This window comes from Acrocarpospora catenulata, assembly GCF_018476525.1.
In the GTDB taxonomy this organism is placed as follows: Bacteria; Actinomycetota; Actinomycetes; order Streptosporangiales; family Streptosporangiaceae; genus Acrocarpospora; species Acrocarpospora catenulata.
Map to the genome: position 1 here is coordinate 57,596 of NZ_JAHCST010000047.1, position 19,130 is coordinate 76,725.

Genomic DNA, 19,130 nt, shown 5'->3' on the forward strand with positions numbered 1-19,130 from the left:
CGCTCGGGCCTGGGCTATGGCCCCTACTTGAGCGTGGCGTCGAAGCGCTTGGCCACCGCGACAAACTCGTAGCCCCAGCCGCTGGAGAGCGAAACTTCCTGGATCGGCCCACTCGGCGCGAACAGCACGGTGAGGTCGATCGGGATCTGGCCGTCCACGCTGATCCGCGAGATCGCGGCGTCGATCTCCGCCAGTGCCGCGTCCGCGTCCTGCCACGAGGACCACGAAAAGTCATTATCGGGCCGGGCGAGGAGCGCACGCACCTCGCCAAGCACTCGCAGCAGATCCGCGTGCGACGACGTCATGACGGAAGTATGACATTGCCTAAGATCAAGGAAAGTATCGGGGCCGGCGTCTATTTGGTGGGCAGCGGGCGGCTGGTGGATTTGTAGACGCGGATCCAGTCGACGAGCATTTCGGCGGGGAAGTGGGTTTGCGGGGAGGGTGGGCCCTGCCAGTGGCCGCCTGTTTGGAGGTTGAGGATTATTTGCATGGGCTGGTTGAAGGGCCAGGGGGATTTGCGTTTGAGGGTGCCGTAGATGTGGTTGCCGACGCGCCAGGTGATTTTGGTTGGGGTCCAGTCGACGCGGTAGATGTGGAAACGGCTGTTTATGGGGTGCTTCAGGGTGTGGGTGTTGTTGGAGACTTTGACGTTCTGGTGGGCGGCGCCGTAGATGATGTTGGGGCGGGCCCCGAAGATCTCGGCGATGTCGATTTCGGCGTACGGGTTGCCGGGGCGGGATCTCTGCAGCCAGAAGGCGGGGTAGATGCCCTGGCCGGCGGGGAAGCGGATGCGGGCCGCGAAGGTGCCGTACTGCAGGGGGAAACGGCCGGCGGATTGGATGCGGGCCGAGCGGTAGCGGCAGGGGCCGTACCAGCAGGTCGGCTGGGTGAGGGTGTTGCGGATGGCGGTGATCACGAGGTGGCCTTGGCCGTCCTCGTTGGCCAGGGCGGGGTCGTAGTAGGCGAGGCCGCCGACGCCCCAGCCGTCGCGGTCGCCTTTCTGGTAGGTCCATTTCTGGGGTGACGGGCGGCCGGTGCCGTTGAACTCGTCGGACCAGATCAATTGGGGGTCACCGCGGTGCTTGGGGGACGCGGGGTCGACGGCGGAGACGCGGCGGGCGCCGGCGAGGGAGGCGGGGTAGGGGCGCGGGGCCGTCGCGACGGGCGGGGGAGTGGTGAGCGCTTTCTCGTGCGTCACGATGTGGATGAGGGTGCCGCCGGTGAGCAGCCCGCCGACGGTCACCGCCACGGCGAATTGCAGTCGGTCGCCCATGCGCTTCGTCATCACACAACTCCAGGATCGTCGGCACGTCGGGGTGGGCTTGTGGTGGCGGCGCCGACCAGTTCATGACCCTCGGCCAGGGAGACTTCGACCGTCTTTCGGGTGCCCCACGCGGTTCTGCGCAGGGTGAGCAGGGAGAAGACGCGGACGGGCAGGAGCAGTGCGACGTGCATCACGCCGTAGAGGGGGGCGATGGCGAAGATGGCGAACTGCTGGGGCCAGCTGATGCCGGGGCGCTGGAGGTCGAGGTAGCGGACCGATCGCAGGTAGCCGAAGATCACGATCATGGCCGAGTACTGGGGGAGGAGGAGCCGGCCGTAGAGCAGGGGGAAGATCAGCAGGGAGTAGATCAGGGTGGCGGTGAAGGTCAGCCAGGTGGCGATTTCGATGAAGGACAGGAGCCAGGCCGTCGGGCGTACCCGGGGGAAGGTACGCAGGCACCAGAGGGTTTCGCGGAAGAACGAGCGGTTCCAGCGGGATTGCTGGCGCAGGTAGTGGCCGAGGCGTTCGGGGACGGCGGTCTCGGCCAGGGCGCTGCTCTGGAAGAGGACCTGGCCTTCCAGCAGGCAGTAGTTGGTGAGCCGGCGGTCGTCGCCGACCACGGCCCGGCGGCCGAGGAAACGCTGGGTGCGGAAGTCGGTCAGGTGCTTGTGGACCACCCGGCCGCGGTAGGCGGCCAGCGAGCCGCAGCAGCAGAGCACGCTCCGCAGGAGCGAGTACGCGGCGCGCTCGTACAGGAAGGCGTTGGCGTAGCGGAGGTCGATGAGGCGGGTGAGCACGTTGACGCGGAAGTTGGCGGCGAGGACCAAGCCCGTCACGGCGGTGACCTGCTCGTCGCCCAGGGGCGCCAGCAGGCGGTCCAGCGCGCCTGGGTGGAGCAGGGTGTCGCTGTCCACGCAGACGTAGACCTCAGCGTCGGGGCACTGCTCGAAGCCGCGTGCCAGCGCCTCTCGTTTGCCGGTGTTCTCCGGCTGGCGGAGCACGATGAGCTCGATCTTCTGCTCCTGGAAGTCCCCGATCATGGATTCGGCCACGGGCACGGCCGCGTCCTCGGTGCTTCCGTCGTCGATCACCACCACCCATCGGGGGGTACGGCTCTGCGTGCGCAGCGTGGTGAGGCAGCGCCGGAGGATCTCCGGGTCCTCGTTGAAGATGGGCACGATCACCGCGAAGTCGCCGTGCCAGCTCGTACGGCGGTTTGGGCGGTAGCAGAGCGAGAGCAGGAGTTTCAGCGACAGGAGGGTGAGCAGGAGCACACCGAGTGGTCCGAATTCTTCCGGCGTTCCCCAGCGCCAGGCGGCTATGGCGAGAAGGGCGAAGACGGTAAGGCTGATCACCCGCAAGGGCGCGCTGGACAAGCGGTCTCCTCCCCGCCAAGCCCGAGCGCGCGGATGTCGCCCGTGCTGGCACTCTGCCGGTGATCTGCGACGTAACGCCATCATCTGCGGGGATTGATCAAGAAAGCCGGGGACGCTCCCGGGGGTTGACCGCGAGTTTCTCCACTGTTTGCCAGTGCCGGAAATGCCGGCAAAGACGAGCGCCCGAAAAAGACGTCACACAGAGGCTCACACGCAGGGTCGGGAGGATCGCTCCGAGTCAACCCAAGGGGAGGGTGAGTGGCGTGCTGAGGACCTACCAGGAAATCCGTGCACGAGTGAACGAACTAGCCCGCGAGTCGATCCTGAAGGAACTGCCCGAGGAGTACCGCGCACGGTTCCTCACCGAGTACGAGGCCGTGGCCGGCGGCGCCCCCGAGCGGCTCCAGGATGTCCTGCACCTGTGGTGGATGCGCACCATCAAGTCCTGATATGCCAAGGGCACGCCATGACGCGTCCAGGGTCATGACGAAGGCGGGGTCATGACGAAGCGGGGGTCATGACGGGCCCAGCACCTGCTGCCGCAACTGCGTCTTGAGGATTTTTCCGCCCGGATTCCGCGGCAGTTCCGTCTCCTGGAACCAGAACCGAACCGGGATCTTGAACGCCGCCAGCGACTCCTTCAGGAACGCCTGGAGCTCCTCCGCCGAAACAGGCGTGGTAACCCGCACCACCGCGCCCACCAGTTCCCCGAGCTCCTCGTCCGGAATCCCGATCACGGCCGCGTCGTCCACGTACGGATGCTCGAACAGCGCAGCCTCCACCTCCGCGCAGTACACGTTCTCCCCGCCCCGGATGACCATGTCCTTGGCCCGGTCGACGATGTACACGAACCCGTCGGCGTCCACCCTGGCCAGATCCCCGGTGTGCAGCCAGCCGTCCACGATGACCTCGGCGGTGGCCTCCGGCCGGTTCCAGTACCCGGGAATGACGATCGGCCCGCGCAGGCAGAGCTCGCCCACCGCGCCGACCGGCAGCTCGGCCCCTTTCGGGTCGCAGACCTTCACGTCGACGACGGCCAGCGGCATCCCGACGCTGCCGGGCCTGGCCAGGTAGTCCCGCCCGGTGTTGTAGATCGCCAGCGCGGTGGTCTCGGTCAGCCCGTACCCGTTGGAGGGCGTCCGGTTGGGCAGCAGCGAGGTGAGCTTTTCGAGGAGTTTGGGCGGGGCGGGAGCGCCCCCGTAGGAGATTCCGGACAGCGTGGAGATGTCGTAGGACCCGAGCGAGGGATGCGAGAGCAGCTGCCAGGCGTTGGTGGGCACCCCGCTCATCCCGGTGACCTTCTCCCGCTCGATCAGCTCAAGCGCGTCCAGCGGATCCCACTTGTACATGAGGACCAACCGCCCACCGTTCAACATGGTGGTCAGCAGCACCGCGAAACACCCGGTCGCGTGGAAGAGCGGCACGGTGAGCAGGGTGATCCGCCGCTGCCGCGCCGATGTCAGGGGATCCCGCCCGGCCAGCGCCGTCCCGCGCATCATCGCGTACGCCACCGACATCGGCGCCTGCCCCAGGTTCCGGTGGCTGCCCAGCGCCCCCTTGGACCGCCCGGTCGTCCCGGAGGTGTAGAAGATCGTGGCAGGATCCTCCGGCCGTACGTCCACCGGGGGCAGGGTGACCAGGGGATCCACCTCCCCCATCACCGAGTCCCAGGAGTGCCCGCCGGCACCGCGGGCCACGATGACCGGAATGTCCACCCCGGCCAGCCGCTCCGCCCGCTCCCCGTCGGCGATCAGCACCATCGCCCCGGAGTCGGCCAGGCCGTACTCCAACTCCTGCCGCGTCCACCACGCGTTGAGCGGTACGGCGATCGCCCCGATGGCCAGGGTCGCCGAGAACGCCACGATCCACTCCGGGTAGTTGCGCATCGCGATGGCGACCCGGTCGCCTTTGCGCACCCCGAAGGAGTCCGTCAGCCGGTGGGCCAGGGTCGCCGCCAGCCGGAAGTGCTCGGCGTAGGTGAGCCGGGTGTCCTCGTACACGATGAACTCGTGCTCCCCGTGGAAGGCGCTGTTCTCCAGCAGCGCCCGGAAGGTCGCCGGGGCGTGCTTCCAAGCCCGCACGCCGCCCCCGATCTCGGCCATCTCGAACAACTGCCCCGGCGCCGTCAGGGCGGCCTGGACCTGGGCGTGCATGCTGCTCATCCGCAAGACCTCCCCTGTTAAGCCGATATTTCAGGATACCGACCGGTAGGTATGGGGGCCAAGGCGTCCACTCCGTGGATGGTGACTTGCATGACCATGCTTTCCGTCGCATACTCTTGGTCGGGGAAGAAGATAAGTCGGACTGCATGAACATACAGGGGTGAGTCAGGATGAAGGCAGCCATCGCCGGCGCCAGCGGCTACGCGGGAGGCGAACTGCTCCGGCTCCTCCTCGCCCACCCCGAAATCGAGATCGGCGCTCTCACCGCGGGCTCAAGCGCCGGCACCCCTCTCGGCGCCCACCAGCCCCACCTGCCCTCCCTCGCCGACCGCGTCCTGGAGGACACCACCCCGGGCAACCTGCAGGGCCACGACGTCGTCTTCCTCGCCCTCCCGCACGGGCAGTCGGCCGCCATCGCGGGCGACCTCGGCCCGGACCCGCTCATCGTCGACTGCGGCGCCGACTTCCGCCTCAAGGACCCGGCCGACTGGGCCGAGTTCTACGGCGGCACGCACGCCGGAACCTGGCCCTACGGCCTGCCCGAACTCCCCGGCCAGCGTGATCGGCTGGCCACCGCCCGGCGCATCGCCGTGCCCGGTTGCTACCCGACCTCGGTTACCCTGGGCCTGTTCCCCGCCTTCGCCGCCGACCTGGTGGAACCCGACGTGGTCGTGGTCGCCGCCAGCGGCACCAGCGGCGCCGGCCGTTCGCTCAAGCCGAGCCTGCTCGGTAGCGAGGTCATGGGCTCGGTCAGCGCCTACGGGGTGGGCGGGGCGCATCGCCACACCCCGGAGATGACCCAGAACCTCTCCGCGGTCGCCGGGCAACCGGTGCGCGTCTCCTTCACACCGACCCTGGTTCCCATGTCCCGCGGGATCCTGGCCACCTGCACGGCTCCCGCCGCCCCCGGCCTGACCGAAGGCGCGCTCAGGGAGGCCTACCAGGAGGCGGTCCGGGACGAGCCCTTCCTGCGGCTGCTCCCGGAGGGCGTCTGGCCCGCCACCGCGATGACGCTCGGCGCCAACACCGCGGTGCTCCAGGTGGCGCTGGACCGGCGGGCCGGGCGGGTGGTGGTCGTGGTGGCCATCGACAACCTCACCAAGGGCACCGCCGGAGGCGCGATCCAGAGCGCCAACCTGGCCCTCGGCCTGCCGGAGGAGCTCGGCCTGCCCACGACCGGTGTCAGTCCATGATCACCAGAGGGACAAACCAAGGAGAGCCCCAGATGAGCGTGACCGCCCCCCTCGGCTTCCGCGCCGCCGGCATCCACGCCGGGATCAAGAAGATCGACGGCCCGCCCGATCCGGCCGAGGACGCCCGCGACCTGGCGCTGGTCGTCAACGACGGCCCGTCCCGGGCGGCGGCCGGGGTCTTCACCCGCAACCGGGTGAAGGCGGCGCCGGTGCTCTGGTCTCAGCAGGTGCTCAGCGGCGGCCGGGTGCGCGCGGTGGTGCTCAACTCGGGCGGCGCCAACGCCTGCACCGGCCCCGCCGGGTTCCAGGACACCCACGCCACCGCCGAGAAGGCGGCGCAGGTGCTCCAGGACTCGGCGGGTGAGATCGCGGTCTGCTCCACCGGGCTGATCGGCGAGCGGCTGCCCATGGACCCGCTGCTGGCCGGGATCGACACTCTGGCCGCCCAGCTCTCCCGGGACGGCGGGGTGGCCGCCGCGGACGCCATCCGCACCACCGACACGGTCAGCAAGATCGCCTTCCGCCGGGGCGCGGGCTACATGGTGGGCGGCATGGCCAAGGGCGCGGGCATGCTCGCCCCCGCGCTGGCCACCATGCTCAGCGTGATCACCACCGACGCCGACCTGACCGCGCAGGAGCTGGACGAGGTGCTCCGCCGCGCGGTCGCGGTCACCTTCGACCGGCTGGACACCGACGGCTGCATGTCCACCAACGACACCGTGCTGCTGCTGGCCAGCGCCGCCTCCGGGGTCCGGCCCGACCTGGAGGAGTTCGAGCGCAAGGTCACCGACGTCTGCGCCGACCTGAGCCGCCAGCTGCTGGTGGACGCCGAGGGCGCCACCAAGGCCATCGCCATCGAGGTGGTGGGCGCCGCCGCGGTGGCCGACGCGGTCGAGGTCGGCCGCGCGGTAGCGCGCAGCAACCTGCTCAAGTGCGCCCTGCACGGGGAGGACCCGAACTGGGGCCGGGTGCTCAGCGCGGTGGGCACCACCAGCGCCGCCTTCGAGCCGAACCGGTTGAACGTGGCCATCAACGGCATCTGGATCTGCCGGGGCGGCGCCGCCGGGGACGACCGCTCCAAGGTGGACCTGAGCCCGCGCGACGTGACCATCATCGTCGACCTGTCGGCGGGCCCGCACTCGGCCACCATCCACACCACCGACCTGACCGCGGAGTACGTGCACGAGAACTCGGCGTACTCGTCATGAGCCACGAGAAGAGCACCGAGAAGGCGCGCACGCTGATCGAGGCGCTGCCCTGGCTGGCCCGCTTCCACGGCGCCACCATCGTCATCAAGTACGGCGGCCACGCGATGACCGAGCCGCACCTGCGCGAGCAGTTCGCCGACGACGTGGTCTTCCTCAGGTACGCCGGGCTCAAGCCGGTCATCGTGCACGGCGGCGGCCCGCAGATCAACGCCCACCTGGACCGGCTGGGCATCGAGTCCTCCTTCACCGCCGGCCTGCGGGTGACCACCCCGGAGGCCATGCAGGTGGTCCGCATGGTCCTGGTCGGCCAGGTCAACCGGGACGTGGTGGGCACCATCAACCGGCACGGCCCGTTCGCGGTGGGCCTGTCCGGCGAGGACGCCCACCTGTTCACCGCCCAGCGCAAGCACGCCATGGTGGACGGCGCCCTGGTCGACATCGGCCAGGTCGGGGAGATCGTCAGGGTCGAGCCCGGCGCGGTCCGCGCGCTGCTGGACAACGGGCGCATCCCGGTGATCTCCTCCATCGCCCGCGGCGAGGACGGCACCGTCTACAACGTCAACGCCGACACCGCCGCCGCCGCGCTGGCCGTCGCCCTCGGCGCGGTCAAGCTGATCGTCCTCACCGACGTGGAGGGCCTGTACGCGGACTGGCCCAACAGCACCGAGGTGATCCGCCGCATCTGGGCGGACGACCTGGCCGAACTGCTGCCCACCCTCTCCAGCGGCATGGTCCCCAAGATGGAGGCCTGCCTGGCGGCCGTCCAGGGCGGCGTGGCCCAGGCGCACGTGCTGGACGGGCGCATGCCGCACTCGGTGCTGCTGGAGATCTTCACCGCCGAGGGCATCGGCACCATGGTGCTGCCCGAGCCGACGGACCTGAAGGAGCACGTGTGAACCTCTTCGAACGCTACGAACAGGCGTTCATGCCCAACTACGGCGTCCCGCCGGTGGCGCTGGCGCGCGGCGCGGGCACCGTGGTCTGGGACGTGGACGGCAAGGAGTACCTGGACTTCATCGGCGGCATCGCCGTGCTCTCGCTCGGCCACGCCCACCCCGCCCTGATCCAGGCGGTCTCGGCTCAGGTCGCCACCCTGGCCCACACCTCCAACCTGTTCCTGCACGAGCCGGAGGTGAAGCTGGCCGAACGCCTGCTCACCCTGCTCGGCCACCCCGGCCGGGTCTTCCTGGCCAACTCCGGCACCGAAGCCAACGAGTGCGCCCTCAAAATGGCCATAAAGTACGGAAAATCCACGGGCAGGTCCTATTTCGTGGCCGCCGAGATGGGCTTCCACGGCCGCACCCTGGGCGCCCTCTCGCTCACCGGCAAACCCGCCATCCGCGACCAGTTCGGCCCGTTCCCGCTGGACGTGCGCTTCGTCCCGTACGGCGACGCCGAGGCCCTGGCCAAGGCCGTGGACGAGGAGTGCGCCGCGGTCTTCCTGGAACCCACCCAGGGCGAGGCCGGGGTCGTCCCGCCCCCCGACGGCTACTTCGCGGCGGCCCGCGAGATCACCCGCCAGGCGGGCGCGCTGCTGGTCGCCGACGAGATCCAGTCGGCCATCGGCCGCACCGGCCACTGGTTCGCCCACCAGGCCGAGGGCGTGCTGCCCGACATCGTCACCCTGGCCAAGGGCCTCGGCGGCGGCCTGCCCATCGGCGCCGCGATCGGCTTCGGGGCGGCCGGGACCCTCTTCGCGAAGGGCGACCACGGGTCCACCTTCGGCGGCAACCCCGTCTCCTGCGCCGCCGCCCTGGCCGTGCTGGAGAACGTCGACCTGGACCACGTGCGGAGCATGGCCACCCTGCTGCGGGACGGCCTGGAGGCGATCCGGCACCCGTTGCTCAAGGGCGTACGGGGCAGGGGGCTCTGGCTGGCGGCGGTGCTCGCCGGGGAGCAGGCCGGCCAGGTCCAGGCCGCCGCGCAGCGGGCGGGCTTCCTGGTCAACGCGGTGCAGCCGGACGCCATCCGGCTGGCGCCGCCCCTGGTGGTCACCGCCGAGCAGATCCACACGTTCCTGACGGCGTTTCCCGCGATCCTTGACGAGGCCGGCGATGGTTAGACACTTCCTCAAAGACGACGACCTGTCCCCGGCCGAGCAGGCCGAGGTGCTCGACCTGGCCCAGGCCATGAAGAAGGACCGGTACGGCCACCGCCCCTTCGAGGGCCCGAAGACCGTCGCCGTGCTCTTCGACAAGCCCTCCACCCGGACCAGGATCTCCTTCGCGGTCGGCATCGGCGAGCTCGGCGGCCTGCCGCTGCTGATCGACTCCGGCGCCTCCCAGCTGGGCCGGGGCGAGCCGATCGAGGACACCGCCAAGGTGCTGACCCGCCAGGTGGCCGCCGTCGTCTGGCGCACCTCCGGCCACGACCGCATCGAGGCGATGGCCGCCGCCAGCGAGGTCCCGGTGGTCAACGCGCTCACCGACCTGTTCCACCCCTGCCAGGTGCTGGCCGACCTGCAGACCATCCGCGAGGTGAAGGGGCGCCTGGCCGGGCTGACCCTGGCCTACTTCGGGGACGGCGCCAACAACATGGCCCACTCCTACCTGCTCGGCGGCGCCACCGCCGGGCTGCACGTGCGGATCTGCGCGCCGGCCGGATACCACCCGGACCCGGGCGTCCTCGCCCAGGCCGCGGCGATCGCCGCCGAGACCGGCGGCTCGGTGGCGGTGACCGAGGACCCCTCGGCGGCGGGCGCGGACGTGCTGGCCACCGACACCTGGGTGTCCATGGGCCAGGACGGCAAGGAGGAACGCCTGGCCGCGCTCGCGCCGTACCAGGTGAACGCCGCGCGGCTGGCCGAGGCGGCGCCGGACGCGATCGTGCTGCACTGCCTGCCCGCCTACCGCGGCCTGGAGATCACCGCCGAGGTGCTCGACGGCCCGTCCAGCGTGATCTGGGACGAGGCCGAGAACCGGCTGCACGCCCAGAAGGCGCTGCTGACCTGGCTGGACGCGCGATGACCATCCCGCTGACCAAGACCGCCAGGCACGCCAGGATCGTCGAGCTGCTCACCCGCAACAAGATCCGCTCCCAGCCGGAGCTGGCCAAGCTGCTGCTGGAGAGCGGCGTCGAGGTCACCCAGGCCACCCTGTCCAGGGATCTGGACGAGCTGGGCGCCATGAAGCTCCGGGCCGACGACGGCACCCTCGTCTACGCGGTGCCGGGCGAGGGCGGCGAGCGCATCCCGCTCTACCGCGCCGGCGGCACCGGCGAGAGCCCGGGGGCCAGGCTCCGAAGGCTCGCCGAGGAGCTCCTGGTCTCCGCGGAGGCCAGCGCCAACCTGGTGATCCTGCGCACCCCGCCGGGCGCCGCGCAGTTCCTGGCCTCGGCGATCGACCACGCCGACTGGGAGTCCATTCTCGGCACGGTCGCCGGGGACGACACGATCCTGGTCATCGCCCGCGATCCGCTGGGCGGTGAGGCCCTGGCCGAGTCGATGCTCCGGCTGACCACCCGTACCCGTACCAATAATCTGGAGAAACCATCATGAGTGACCGGGTCGTACTCGCCTACTCGGGCGGCCTCGACACCTCTGTTGCCATTCCGTTCCTGGCCGAGAAGATCGACGCCGAGGTCATCGCGGTGGCCGTGGACGTCGGCCAGGGCGGTGAGGACATGGAGGTCATCCGCAAGCGGGCGATCGACTGCGGCGCGGTGGAGTCGGTGGTGGTGGACGCCCGCGAGGAGTTCGCCACCGAGTACTGCGTGCCCGCCCTCCAGGCCAACGCGCTCTACATGGACCGCTACCCGCTGGTGTCGGCGCTGTCCCGGCCGCTGATCGTCAAGCACCTGGCCGACGCCGCCAAGCGGTACGGCGGCACCATCGTCTCGCACGGCTGCACCGGCAAGGGCAACGACCAGGTCCGCTTCGAAGCCGGCCTGGCCGCGCTGCACCCCGAGCTCAAGGTCATCGCCCCGGCCCGGGACTACGCCTGGACCCGCGACAAGGCCATCGCGTACGCGGAGGAGAAGAACCTCCCCATCGAGACCACCAAGAAGAACCCGTACTCCATCGACCAGAACCTCTGGGGCCGCGCCGTGGAGACCGGCTTCCTGGAGGACATCTGGAACGGCCCGATCGAGGACGTCTACGCCTACACCGCCAACCCGGCCGAGCCGCGCGAGGCCGACGAGGTCGTCATCGCCTTCAGCAAGGGTGTTCCGGTGGCGCTGGACGGGCGGGCGCTCACCCCGTTCCAGATCATCGCCGAGCTGAACGAGCGGGCGGGCGCGCAGGGCGTCGGCCGGCTGGACATGGTCGAGGACCGGCTGGTCGGCATCAAGTCCCGCGAGGTCTACGAGGCGCCCGGCGCGATCGCCCTGATCACCGCGCACATGGAGCTGGAGAACGTCACCGTCGAGCGCGACCTGGCCAGGTTCAAGCGCAGCGTGGACCAGCGCTGGGGCGAGCTGGTCTACGACGGCCTCTGGTTCTCCCCGCTCAAGCGGGCCCTGGACGCCTTCATCGCCGAGGTCCAGCAGCAGGTCAACGGCGAGATCCGGCTGACCCTGCACGGCGGGCGCGCGGTGGTCACCGGCCGCCGCTCCGAGTCCTCCCTGTACGACTTCTCGCTGGCCACCTACGACACCGGCGACACCTTCGACCAGTCGCTGGCCAGGGGATTCGTCGAGTTGTGGTCGCTGCCCAGTAAGATCGCCGCGGCCCGCGACGCGCGGTCCTGACCTGAGCAAGCACGCCTTCGCCCCGGCCGATGCCGGGGCGGCTGGTTTTTTCCTGGGCTAGGGTCCCAGTGGAGGGGAGAGGAACGGTGGCGGAGAACAAGCCGATGCGGCTGTGGGGCGGCAGGTTCGAAGGGGGGCCCGCGGACGCGCTGACCCGATTGTCGGTGAGCGTGCACTTCGACTGGCGGCTCGTCCCCTACGACCTGCTCGCCTCCCGGGCGCACGCCCGCGTGCTGCACCGGGCGGGCCTGCTGACCGCCGAGGAGCTGGAGCGCATGATCGGCGCGCTGGACGACCTGGAGGAGGCCTGCAAGTCGGGCGCCTTCCGGCCGACCGTGGCCGACGAGGACGTGCACACCGCCCTGGAGCGCGGCCTGCTCGAACGGCTCGGCTCGCTCGGCGGCAAGCTCCGCGCCGGGCGCTCCCGCAACGACCAGATCGCCACCGACCTGCGGCTCTACCTGCGCGACCACGTGCGCACCGTCGTGTCCCGGCTGGTGGAGCTGGAGACCGCGCTGATGAGCCAGGCCGAGGCGCACGCCGACACCGCGGCCCCCGGCATGACCCACCTGCAGCACGCCCAGCCGGTCTCCTTCGGCCACCAGCTGCTGGCCCACGTGCACCCGATCACCCGCGACATCGACCGGCTGCGCGACTGGGACCGCCGGGCGGCGGTCTCCCCGCTCGGCGCGGGCGCGCTGGCCGGCTCCTCGCTGCCGCTGGACCCGCAGGCGGTCGCCGCCGAGCTCGGCTTCGACGCCGCCGCGCCCAACTCCATGGACGCGGTGGCCGACCGCGACTTCGCCGCCGAGTTCCTGTTCTGCGCCGCCATGATCGGCATCCACCTCTCCCGGCTGGGGGAGGAGATCGTGCTCTGGGCCTCCCAGGAGTTCCGCTGGATCGAGATGGACGACGCCTACTCCACCGGCTCGTCGATCATGCCGCAGAAGAAGAACCCCGACGTCGCGGAGCTGGCCAGGGGCAAGTCCGGGCGGCTCATCGGCTCGCTCATGTCGCTGCTGACCACGCTCAAGGGCCTGCCGCTCACCTACAACCGGGACCTGCAGGAGGACAAGGAGCCGGTCTTCGACGCCGTCGACACCCTGCTGCTGGTGCTCCCGGCGGTCTCCGGGCTGGTCTCCACCATGCGGGTGAACACCGCCAAGCTGGAGTCCTCGGCCTCCGACGGCTTCGCGCTCGCCACCGACCTGGCCGAGCTGCTGGTCCGCAACGGCGTGGCGTTCCGGGACGCGCACGAGGCCGTCGGCCACCTGGTGGTCTGGTGCCAGGTCAACGACAAGGAGCTCGGCGACCTCACCGACGAGGAACTGGCCAAGGTCTCCCCGCACTTCGGCGGCGGCGTGCGGGACGTGCTGAGCGTGCCCGGCGCGCTGGCCGCCCGCAAGGCCTTCGGCGGCACCGCGCCCGACCGGGTGCGCGACCAGCTGGCCGCCCTCAGGGAAACCGTCGACGCGCAGGCCGCATGGGCGAGCGGAGCCTGACCCCGCTGCCGCGGGAGTTCTTCGATCGGCCCGCCCACGAGGTCGCCCCCGACCTGCTTGGGCGGGTCATCGCGCACGGCCCCGTCGCCGTGCGCCTGACCGAGGTCGAGGCGTACGGCCTGCCCGGCCAGGACCCCGCCTCGCACTCCTTCCGCGGCCTCACCCCCCGCAACTCGGTCATGTTCGGGCCCCCCGGGCACCTGTACGTGTACTTCACGTACGGCATGCACTTCTGCGCCAACCTCGTCTGCCTGCGCGAGGGCCTGGCCTCCGGAGTGCTGCTGCGCGGCGGCGAGGTGGTGGCCGGGGCCGAGCTGGCCCGGTCCCGGCGGCCCAGGGCGTCCGCGCGCGACCTGGCCCGCGGCCCCGCCCGGCTGGCCACCACGCTCGGCTTCGTCCGCGAGCACAACGGGCTGGACTGCTGCGACGACGAGAAGATCGTCCAGGTGCTGGAGGGCGACCCGGCCGATCCCCGTTCGGTGCGCTCCGGGCCCCGCACGGGGGTCTCGAACGGAGCCGAGACCCCCTGGCGGTTCTGGATCGAGGGCGATGTCACGGTCTCGCCGTACCGTCCACATGTGCGGCGGGTCCGGGGAGCGTACGGACCCGCCGCACGGCCCTAACGCACGTACACGTTGGGCTTGGCCGGGGCGGCCATGCCGTCGCCGATGAAGAAACTCGGGTGCGGCGGCTGGTTGTAGGCCGTGTTCTGCCAGGCGATCGCCGTGCGGTACTGCGGGTCGTGCATCAGGGTGTGGATCTTGCGGTCGGTGACGCTGGTGGTGGCGTAGATCCGCAGCGCGGTGTCGTTGCTCGTGGGCCAGATGACCTCCTCACGCCAGTCGCCGAACAGATCCGCCGACAGCGCCGGCGTCGACTTGGTGCCGTTGTTGGAATGCACGCCGGACGCCGTCAGCAGCCGGGTGTCGGCGCTCGTCCCGTACTTGTCGATATGCGTGCCGTCGAGAAGCTCACGCACCGGATCGCCGTCCCACCACACCAGGAAGTTGATCGACCCGGGCTTGCGGCCGATGTTGGCGCCCGTCGAGCTGTACAGCCCGGACACGGCGGCCGACCAGGACTCGGCGCCCGGGCTTCCGGCGTAGACGTCCCCGCTCACGCCGCGGCCGTTGTCGCAGCCGCAGGTGGGATTCGTCCAGATCACGGCGCCGGTCCGCGCGTCGACCATCGAGGCCGCGGGCTTGCTGGTGTCCTCGTGCGGCTTGAAGACCTCCAGCCCCTGCCTGGACGGGATCAGATCCCCGACGTGCAGCGCGTCGCCGTGACCCAGCCCGGTGGTCCACATGGGCGCGCCGTTGTCGTTGACCGCCATCGCCCCGTACACGATCTCGTCCCTGCCGTCCTGGTCGGTGTCGGCGATGGACAGCTGGTGGTTGCCCTGCCCGGTGTACTGCGATCCGCTGACATTGGAGTCGAACGTCCACCGCTGGGTGAGACTTCCGTTCCGGAAGTCCCAGGCGGCGATCACGGTCCGCGTGTAGTAGCCGCGCGCCATGATCAGCGACGGCCGCTGCCCGTCCAGGTAGGCCGTGCCCGCCAGGAACCTGTCGACCCGGTTGCCGTAGGAGTCGCCCCACGACGAGACCGTGCCACGCGCCGGGACGTAGTTGACCGTCGACATGGCGGCGCCAGTCTGTCCGTTGAACATGGTCAGGTATTCCGGACCCGACAGGATGTATCCGGATGAGTTCCGGTAGTCCGCCGACGCCGACCCGATGACCTGCCCGGTCCCCGACACCGTGCCGTCGGCGGTCTTCATGGCGACTTCCGCCCTGCCGTCGCCGTCGTAGTCGTACACCTGGAACTGGGTGTAGTGGGCGCCCGCCCGGATGTTGCGGCCCAGGTCGATACGCCAGAGGCGGGAGCCGGTGAGCGTGTACGCGTCGACGTAGACGTTGCCCGTGTACCCGGACTGGGAGTTGTCCTTGGCGTTGGAGGGGTCCCACTTCAGGACGATCTCGTACCGGCCGTCGCCGTTCAGATCGCCGACGCCGGCGTCGTTGGCGGAGTAGGTGTAGGCCTCGCCGCTCGGGGTGGTGCCGCCGGGCGGGGGCTGGATGGGGATGTCGAGGTAGTTCCCGCCGGTGAAGCGGAGGCTCGCGGGGGAGGCCGCCTGCTCGACGCCGCCGACCACGGCGCGGACCGTGTACGAGGCGTCGGCGGCCGCCGTGTCCAGGTAGTTGGTGGAGTTGGTGACCGTGGCCACCCGGGTGCCTGAGCGGTACAGGTTGAAGGTGGTGGCACTGGTCTCGGTGCCGAGCAGGCGCCAGGAGACGAGGTTGGCGCTCCCGGACCGGACGCTGATCAGCCCGCGGTCGATGTTCTCGACCTGCTTGGCCCCGGCGGGGATGGTGGTCGGGGACGGGCTCGGTGTTGGCGTGGGGGTCGGGCTCTGGGTCGGACTGGGGCTTTGAGTCGGACTCGGGCTCTGGGTGGGCACCGTTCCCGTGCAGGTCGTGCCGTTCAGGGCGAAGGACGCCGGGGCCGGGTTACTGGAGTTGTTCCAGGACGCGTTGAAGCCGAACGCGGCGCTCGCGTTGGTGGCCAGGGCGGCGTTGTAGCCCGCGTCGGCGGCGGTCACCTGGGCGCCGCTCTGGGTCACCGTGGCGTTCCACGCCTGGGTGACCTGCTGGCCGGCCGTGAACGACCAGACCAGACGCCAGCCGTTGAGCGGATCGCCCAGGTTCGTCACGGTGACGTTGCCGGTGAAGCCGCCACCCCACTGGGTGGCCACCGAGTAGTCGACTCGGCAGCCGGGGGCGGCCTGGGCGGGGAGACCCGGCGCGGTGGCGGCGAGCGCGATCGATGCGATGATCGCGAAACGCTTCGACAGTGGACGCATGTGCCCTCCAGTCGGGGAGGAGGTCGGGTCACCACCTTCTACCGAAAGCTTTCGGAAAGCGCTATCCACACCTTTTCGCGAAATATGGGAATAAGGCGGGGCGGGGCGTTAACCAGGAGACATCCGCTCGTTCCGCCCGTACCGTGAAGTGAACGTTTCAGCCCCTGGTACGAAGGGGCGATAAGGTTTCGAGATCCGGCGGGCTGCGGACGCCCGCCCCCAGCAACGGGAAGCCAGAACCGTGACCGACATCCTCGATGAGCTCGAATGGCGCGACGTCACCGCGCAGACCACCGATGCCGACGCCCTCCGCGCGGCACTGGCCGAGGGTCCGATCACGGTCTATGCCGGCTTTGACCCGACCGCGCCCTCGCTGCACGTCGGCAACCTCGCCACCCTGCTCATCCTGACCCGCTTCCAGCGCGCCGGGCACCGCCCGATCGGCCTGGTCGGCGGCGCCACCGGCCTGATCGGCGACCCCAGCGGGCGCAGCACCGAGCGGGCGCTGAACTCCGAGGAGATCGTCCAGGAGTGGGTGGCCCGCATCCGGGTCCAGGTCGAGAAGTTCCTCTCCTTCAGCGGGGAGAACGCCGCCACCCTGGTCAGCAACCTGGACTGGACGGCCAGCCTGTCGGCCATCGACTTCCTCCGGGACATCGGCAAGCACTTCCCGGTCAACCGCATGCTGGCCCGCGAGTCGGTCGCCGCCCGGCTGGCCGGGGAGGGCCTCAGCTACACCGAGTTCAGCTACCAGATCCTCCAGGCCAACGACTACCTGGAGCTCTACCGGCGGCACGGCTGCACGCTCCAGCTCGGCGGCAGCGACCAGTGGGGCAACATCGTCGCCGGGGTGGACCTGATCCGCCGGGTCGAAAGCGGCCACGCGCACGCCTACACCGGCAAGCTCATCACCAAGGCCGACGGCACCAAGTTCGGCAAGACCGCGGGCGGGGCCGTCTGGCTCGACCCGGCGCTCACCTCGCCGTACGCGTTCTACCAGTACTGGCTGAACGCCGACGACCGGGACGTGATCCGCTTCCTCAAGGTCTTCACCTTCCGGACCAGGGAGGAGATCGAGGAGCTGGAGAAGGCCGTCGCCGACCGCCCCTTCGCCCGGGAGGCGCAGCGCACCCTCGCCGGGGACCTGACCACCATGGTGCACGGCGCCGACGAGGTGGAGCGGGTGATCGCCGCCTCGCGGGCGCTCTTCGGGCAGGGCTCCATCGCCGAACTCGACGAGGCCACCCTGGGCGCCGCGCTCGCCGAGGTGCCGCGCGCGGTGGTGCCCGCGCTGGGCATGCCGTACGTGGATCTGCTGGCCGAGAGCGGCCTGGCCAAGTCCAAGTCGGAGGCCAGGCGCGCGGTCAAGGAGGGCGGCGCGTACCTGAACAACGCCAAGGTCACCGACGAGGAGTACGTGCCGACCGCCGACGACCTGCTGCACGGGCGCTTCCTGGTGCTCCGCCGGGGCAAGCGCACGATCGGCGGCGTGGAGATCGCCTGAGTTCTGCGTATTTGTACGCGGAGCCGCGTCGCGGCCGGTCGTACCGTTCTGGGCACCCTCCCGGAACGGCGACAGGTGGCACGATGTGCGTTGAACAGGACGTGACGCGGCTCACCACGGCCATGGCCGAGGTGCTCCACTGCAGCAGGCTGCTCGCCGGGGGCGACGAGTCCCCTGGGGTACGCCTGCGGCGCGGTATCGCGTACCAGACCCTGCACGATCATTCCGGCGCGCTCACCGAGCTGAGCGCCGCGATCGGCGGTGAGCTGGACCAGGAGGGGGAGGCCGAGGCGTACCTGCTGCGCTCGCAGCTCATGGCCCGCCTCGGCCACTACGCCCAGGCCGAGGCGGACGCCACCGCCGCCCTGCGCGCCAAGCTCACCGCACGCGGCTACACCGCCCGCGCGACCGCCCGCGCCCTGGCCGGCGACCACCAGGGCGCGTGGACCGACACCGAACGCGCGTTGCTTCTCAACCCAGGCGAATGGGAGGCCCGCGCGGTCCGCGGCCGGGCCTTCCTCGGCCTGCGCCGGTGGACCTACGCCGTGGCCGACTTCGACCGGGTCATCGAGACGGCCGATTGCGCCATACACGCGGGCGAACTCCGCGTGGACCGCGCCGAGGCCCTGATCGCCCTCGGCGCCCCTGCCCGCGCCGCAGCGGACTGCGGCACCGCCATGGTGCCCACCCCCGGCTGTCCCCTCGTCTCCGACACCCGGCGGCTCATCCGGCTCCGCACCCGCGCCCACCTGGTCCGCGCCCGGGCCCACCTGGCTCTGGGCGACGCCACGGCGGCCCTGGCCGACTGCTTCCTTGCGGCGGCCGGCGCGCCGGACGAGCCCGAGGTGTACGAGATCCGCGCCGCCGCCTACGAGCTGGCCGGCTGTCCGGAGGAAGCCCGGAATGACCTGGTACGTGCGGGGGAAGCGGCGGAAATTGATGTGACACGGGTAACAGTCTCGTAGCGGGGGAGTCATGAAGGCCTAATACGGGGGCGTTGACCTGCGAAATCGCGGACGGCGGGGCGATTTGACGAGGGGCGAGGGGTTGCCTAATGTTCTCTTCGCCCCGGGAGTTCGCGGAGTGCCGAAAGGCGGCCAGTTTCCCGGTGGTCCCCTCAATGATCAACCTGCTTGGTCATTTGTGATGTGATCAAACAGCCCCAAACCGGGGCGATTGGACACGAAGCAGATGACAAGGTAAGTTAGAGGGGTTGCCTCGGAGACGGGGCAAGCGATCCGTTTCTTGAGAACTCAACAGTGTGCTAAAAGCCAGTGCATGATGCACAACCCCGTCATTTTTGACGGATTCCTTTGGTTGACATTCATGTGAATGTTGGCCAGGAGCATTTCTTCAAGCATTGTTT

17 protein-coding genes are annotated in these 19,130 nt (G+C 70.2%); 12 read left to right on the forward strand and 5 right to left on the reverse strand.

The window, feature by feature from the left end; translation table 11 throughout:
• Positions 1-23: 23 nt before the first annotated feature.
• The 3 genes from KIP79_RS33665 to KIP79_RS33675 are packed head-to-tail and all read right to left on the reverse strand — an operon-like array spanning position 24 to position 2,643.
• Positions 24-305 carry a hypothetical protein gene (locus KIP79_RS33665; protein WP_214108999.1) on the reverse strand — a complete coding sequence of 94 codons (282 nt, stop codon included), beginning with the start codon at positions 303-305 and terminating at the stop codon, positions 24-26.
• A 50-nt stretch (positions 306-355) separates the two neighbouring features.
• A complete protein-coding gene (locus KIP79_RS33670) occupies positions 356-1,288 on the reverse strand; it encodes a glycoside hydrolase family 16 protein (RefSeq protein ID WP_214109000.1) in 933 nt (310 codons plus the stop codon).
• Positions 1,288-2,643: a glycosyltransferase gene (locus KIP79_RS33675; RefSeq protein WP_214109001.1), complete on the reverse strand. Its 1,356-nt coding sequence runs from the start codon at positions 2,641-2,643 to the stop codon at positions 1,288-1,290. Before KIP79_RS33675 ends, KIP79_RS33670 begins: the two co-directional genes overlap by 1 nt.
• Before the next feature lie 263 nt (positions 2,644-2,906).
• Between KIP79_RS33675 and KIP79_RS33680 the strand changes: the two genes are divergently transcribed.
• Entirely contained in the window at positions 2,907-3,092 is a 186-nt protein-coding gene (locus KIP79_RS33680) for a hypothetical protein (protein WP_214109002.1), read from the forward strand.
• Between the two features lie 66 nt (positions 3,093-3,158).
• Here the strand turns inward: KIP79_RS33680 and KIP79_RS33685 are convergent, their stop codons facing one another.
• Positions 3,159-4,805 carry a class I adenylate-forming enzyme family protein gene (locus tag KIP79_RS33685; protein WP_214109003.1) on the reverse strand — a complete coding sequence of 549 codons (1,647 nt, stop codon included), beginning with the start codon at positions 4,803-4,805 and terminating at the stop codon, positions 3,159-3,161.
• Positions 4,806-4,975: 170 nt separating this feature from the next.
• Between KIP79_RS33685 and argC the strand changes: the two genes are divergently transcribed.
• The 9 genes from argC (at position 4,976) to KIP79_RS33730 (ending at position 14,020) form a co-directional block, all read left to right on the forward strand.
• Positions 4,976-5,998, forward strand: coding sequence for an N-acetyl-gamma-glutamyl-phosphate reductase (gene argC / locus KIP79_RS33690; RefSeq protein WP_214109004.1), 1,023 nt, complete (start codon positions 4,976-4,978; stop codon positions 5,996-5,998).
• Positions 5,999-6,030: 32 nt separating this feature from the next.
• On the forward strand, positions 6,031-7,206 hold the full coding sequence (gene argJ / locus KIP79_RS33695) for a bifunctional glutamate N-acetyltransferase/amino-acid acetyltransferase ArgJ (RefSeq protein WP_214109005.1): 1,176 nt from the start codon (positions 6,031-6,033) through the stop codon (positions 7,204-7,206).
• Positions 7,203-8,102: an acetylglutamate kinase gene (argB, locus tag KIP79_RS33700; protein ID WP_214109006.1), complete on the forward strand. Its 900-nt coding sequence runs from the start codon at positions 7,203-7,205 to the stop codon at positions 8,100-8,102. Before argJ ends, argB begins: the two co-directional genes overlap by 4 nt.
• Positions 8,103-8,131: 29 nt before the next feature.
• Positions 8,132-9,268 (forward strand): acetylornithine transaminase, encoded by a 1,137-nt coding sequence (locus tag KIP79_RS33705; protein ID WP_250214272.1) that lies wholly within the window; start codon positions 8,132-8,134, stop codon positions 9,266-9,268.
• Positions 9,261-10,172, forward strand: a complete 912-nt coding sequence (gene argF / locus KIP79_RS33710; RefSeq protein WP_214109008.1) for an ornithine carbamoyltransferase — start codon at positions 9,261-9,263, stop codon at positions 10,170-10,172. The genes KIP79_RS33705 and argF overlap by 8 nt, the downstream gene beginning before the upstream one ends.
• A complete protein-coding gene (locus KIP79_RS33715; RefSeq protein ID WP_214109009.1) occupies positions 10,169-10,702 on the forward strand; it encodes an arginine repressor in 534 nt (177 codons plus the stop codon). Before argF ends, KIP79_RS33715 begins: the two co-directional genes overlap by 4 nt.
• Positions 10,699-11,895, forward strand: coding sequence for an argininosuccinate synthase (locus tag KIP79_RS33720; protein ID WP_214109010.1), 1,197 nt, complete (start codon positions 10,699-10,701; stop codon positions 11,893-11,895). The genes KIP79_RS33715 and KIP79_RS33720 overlap by 4 nt, the downstream gene beginning before the upstream one ends.
• 104 nt (positions 11,896-11,999) lie before the next feature.
• Positions 12,000-13,397 carry an argininosuccinate lyase gene (gene argH, locus KIP79_RS33725; protein ID WP_214109027.1) on the forward strand — a complete coding sequence of 466 codons (1,398 nt, stop codon included), beginning with the start codon at positions 12,000-12,002 and terminating at the stop codon, positions 13,395-13,397.
• The gene (locus KIP79_RS33730) at positions 13,379-14,020 is read left to right on the forward strand and encodes a DNA-3-methyladenine glycosylase (RefSeq protein ID WP_214109011.1); all 642 of its coding nucleotides are present in this window, start codon (positions 13,379-13,381) and stop codon (positions 14,018-14,020) included. Before argH ends, KIP79_RS33730 begins: the two co-directional genes overlap by 19 nt.
• Here KIP79_RS33730 and KIP79_RS33735 read toward each other — a convergent pair.
• Positions 14,017-16,260 (reverse strand): rhamnogalacturonan lyase family protein, encoded by a 2,244-nt coding sequence (locus KIP79_RS33735; protein WP_214109012.1) that lies wholly within the window; start codon positions 16,258-16,260, stop codon positions 14,017-14,019. The genes KIP79_RS33730 and KIP79_RS33735 overlap by 4 nt on opposite strands.
• A gap of 241 nt (positions 16,261-16,501) precedes the next feature.
• Here KIP79_RS33735 and tyrS point away from each other — a divergent pair, with 241 nt between their 5' ends.
• Positions 16,502-17,764: a tyrosine--tRNA ligase gene (tyrS, locus tag KIP79_RS33740; protein WP_214109013.1), complete on the forward strand. Its 1,263-nt coding sequence runs from the start codon at positions 16,502-16,504 to the stop codon at positions 17,762-17,764.
• 83 nt (positions 17,765-17,847) lie between these two features.
• Positions 17,848-18,729, forward strand: a complete 882-nt coding sequence (locus KIP79_RS33745) for a tetratricopeptide repeat protein (protein WP_214109014.1) — start codon at positions 17,848-17,850, stop codon at positions 18,727-18,729.
• Positions 18,730-19,130: the final 401 nt, after the last annotated feature.

Bases quoted from the DNA above. Each gene is read 5' to 3' on its own strand.
- KIP79_RS33685 (WP_214109003.1), bottom strand. From the start codon at position 4,805: ATGAGCAGCATGCACGCCCAGGTCCAGGCCGCCCTGACGGCGCCGGGG.
- KIP79_RS33720 (WP_214109010.1), top strand. From the start codon at position 10,699: ATGAGTGACCGGGTCGTACTCGCCTACTCGGGCGGCCTCGACACCTCT.
- KIP79_RS33745 (WP_214109014.1), top strand. From the start codon at position 17,848: ATGTGCGTTGAACAGGACGTGACGCGGCTCACCACGGCCATGGCCGAG.
- argC (WP_214109004.1), top strand. From the start codon at position 4,976: ATGAAGGCAGCCATCGCCGGCGCCAGCGGCTACGCGGGAGGCGAACTG.
- argB (WP_214109006.1), top strand. From the start codon at position 7,203: ATGAGCCACGAGAAGAGCACCGAGAAGGCGCGCACGCTGATCGAGGCG.
- KIP79_RS33730 (WP_214109011.1), top strand. From the start codon at position 13,379: ATGGGCGAGCGGAGCCTGACCCCGCTGCCGCGGGAGTTCTTCGATCGG.
- argH (WP_214109027.1), top strand. From the start codon at position 12,000: ATGCGGCTGTGGGGCGGCAGGTTCGAAGGGGGGCCCGCGGACGCGCTG.
- argJ (WP_214109005.1), top strand. From the start codon at position 6,031: ATGAGCGTGACCGCCCCCCTCGGCTTCCGCGCCGCCGGCATCCACGCC.
- KIP79_RS33665 (WP_214108999.1), bottom strand. From the start codon at position 305: ATGACGTCGTCGCACGCGGATCTGCTGCGAGTGCTTGGCGAGGTGCGT.
- argF (WP_214109008.1), top strand. From the start codon at position 9,261: ATGGTTAGACACTTCCTCAAAGACGACGACCTGTCCCCGGCCGAGCAG.
- KIP79_RS33715 (WP_214109009.1), top strand. From the start codon at position 10,169: ATGACCATCCCGCTGACCAAGACCGCCAGGCACGCCAGGATCGTCGAG.
- KIP79_RS33670 (WP_214109000.1), bottom strand. From the start codon at position 1,288: ATGACGAAGCGCATGGGCGACCGACTGCAATTCGCCGTGGCGGTGACC.
- KIP79_RS33735 (WP_214109012.1), bottom strand. From the start codon at position 16,260: ATGCGTCCACTGTCGAAGCGTTTCGCGATCATCGCATCGATCGCGCTC.
- KIP79_RS33705 (WP_250214272.1), top strand. From the start codon at position 8,132: ATGCCCAACTACGGCGTCCCGCCGGTGGCGCTGGCGCGCGGCGCGGGC.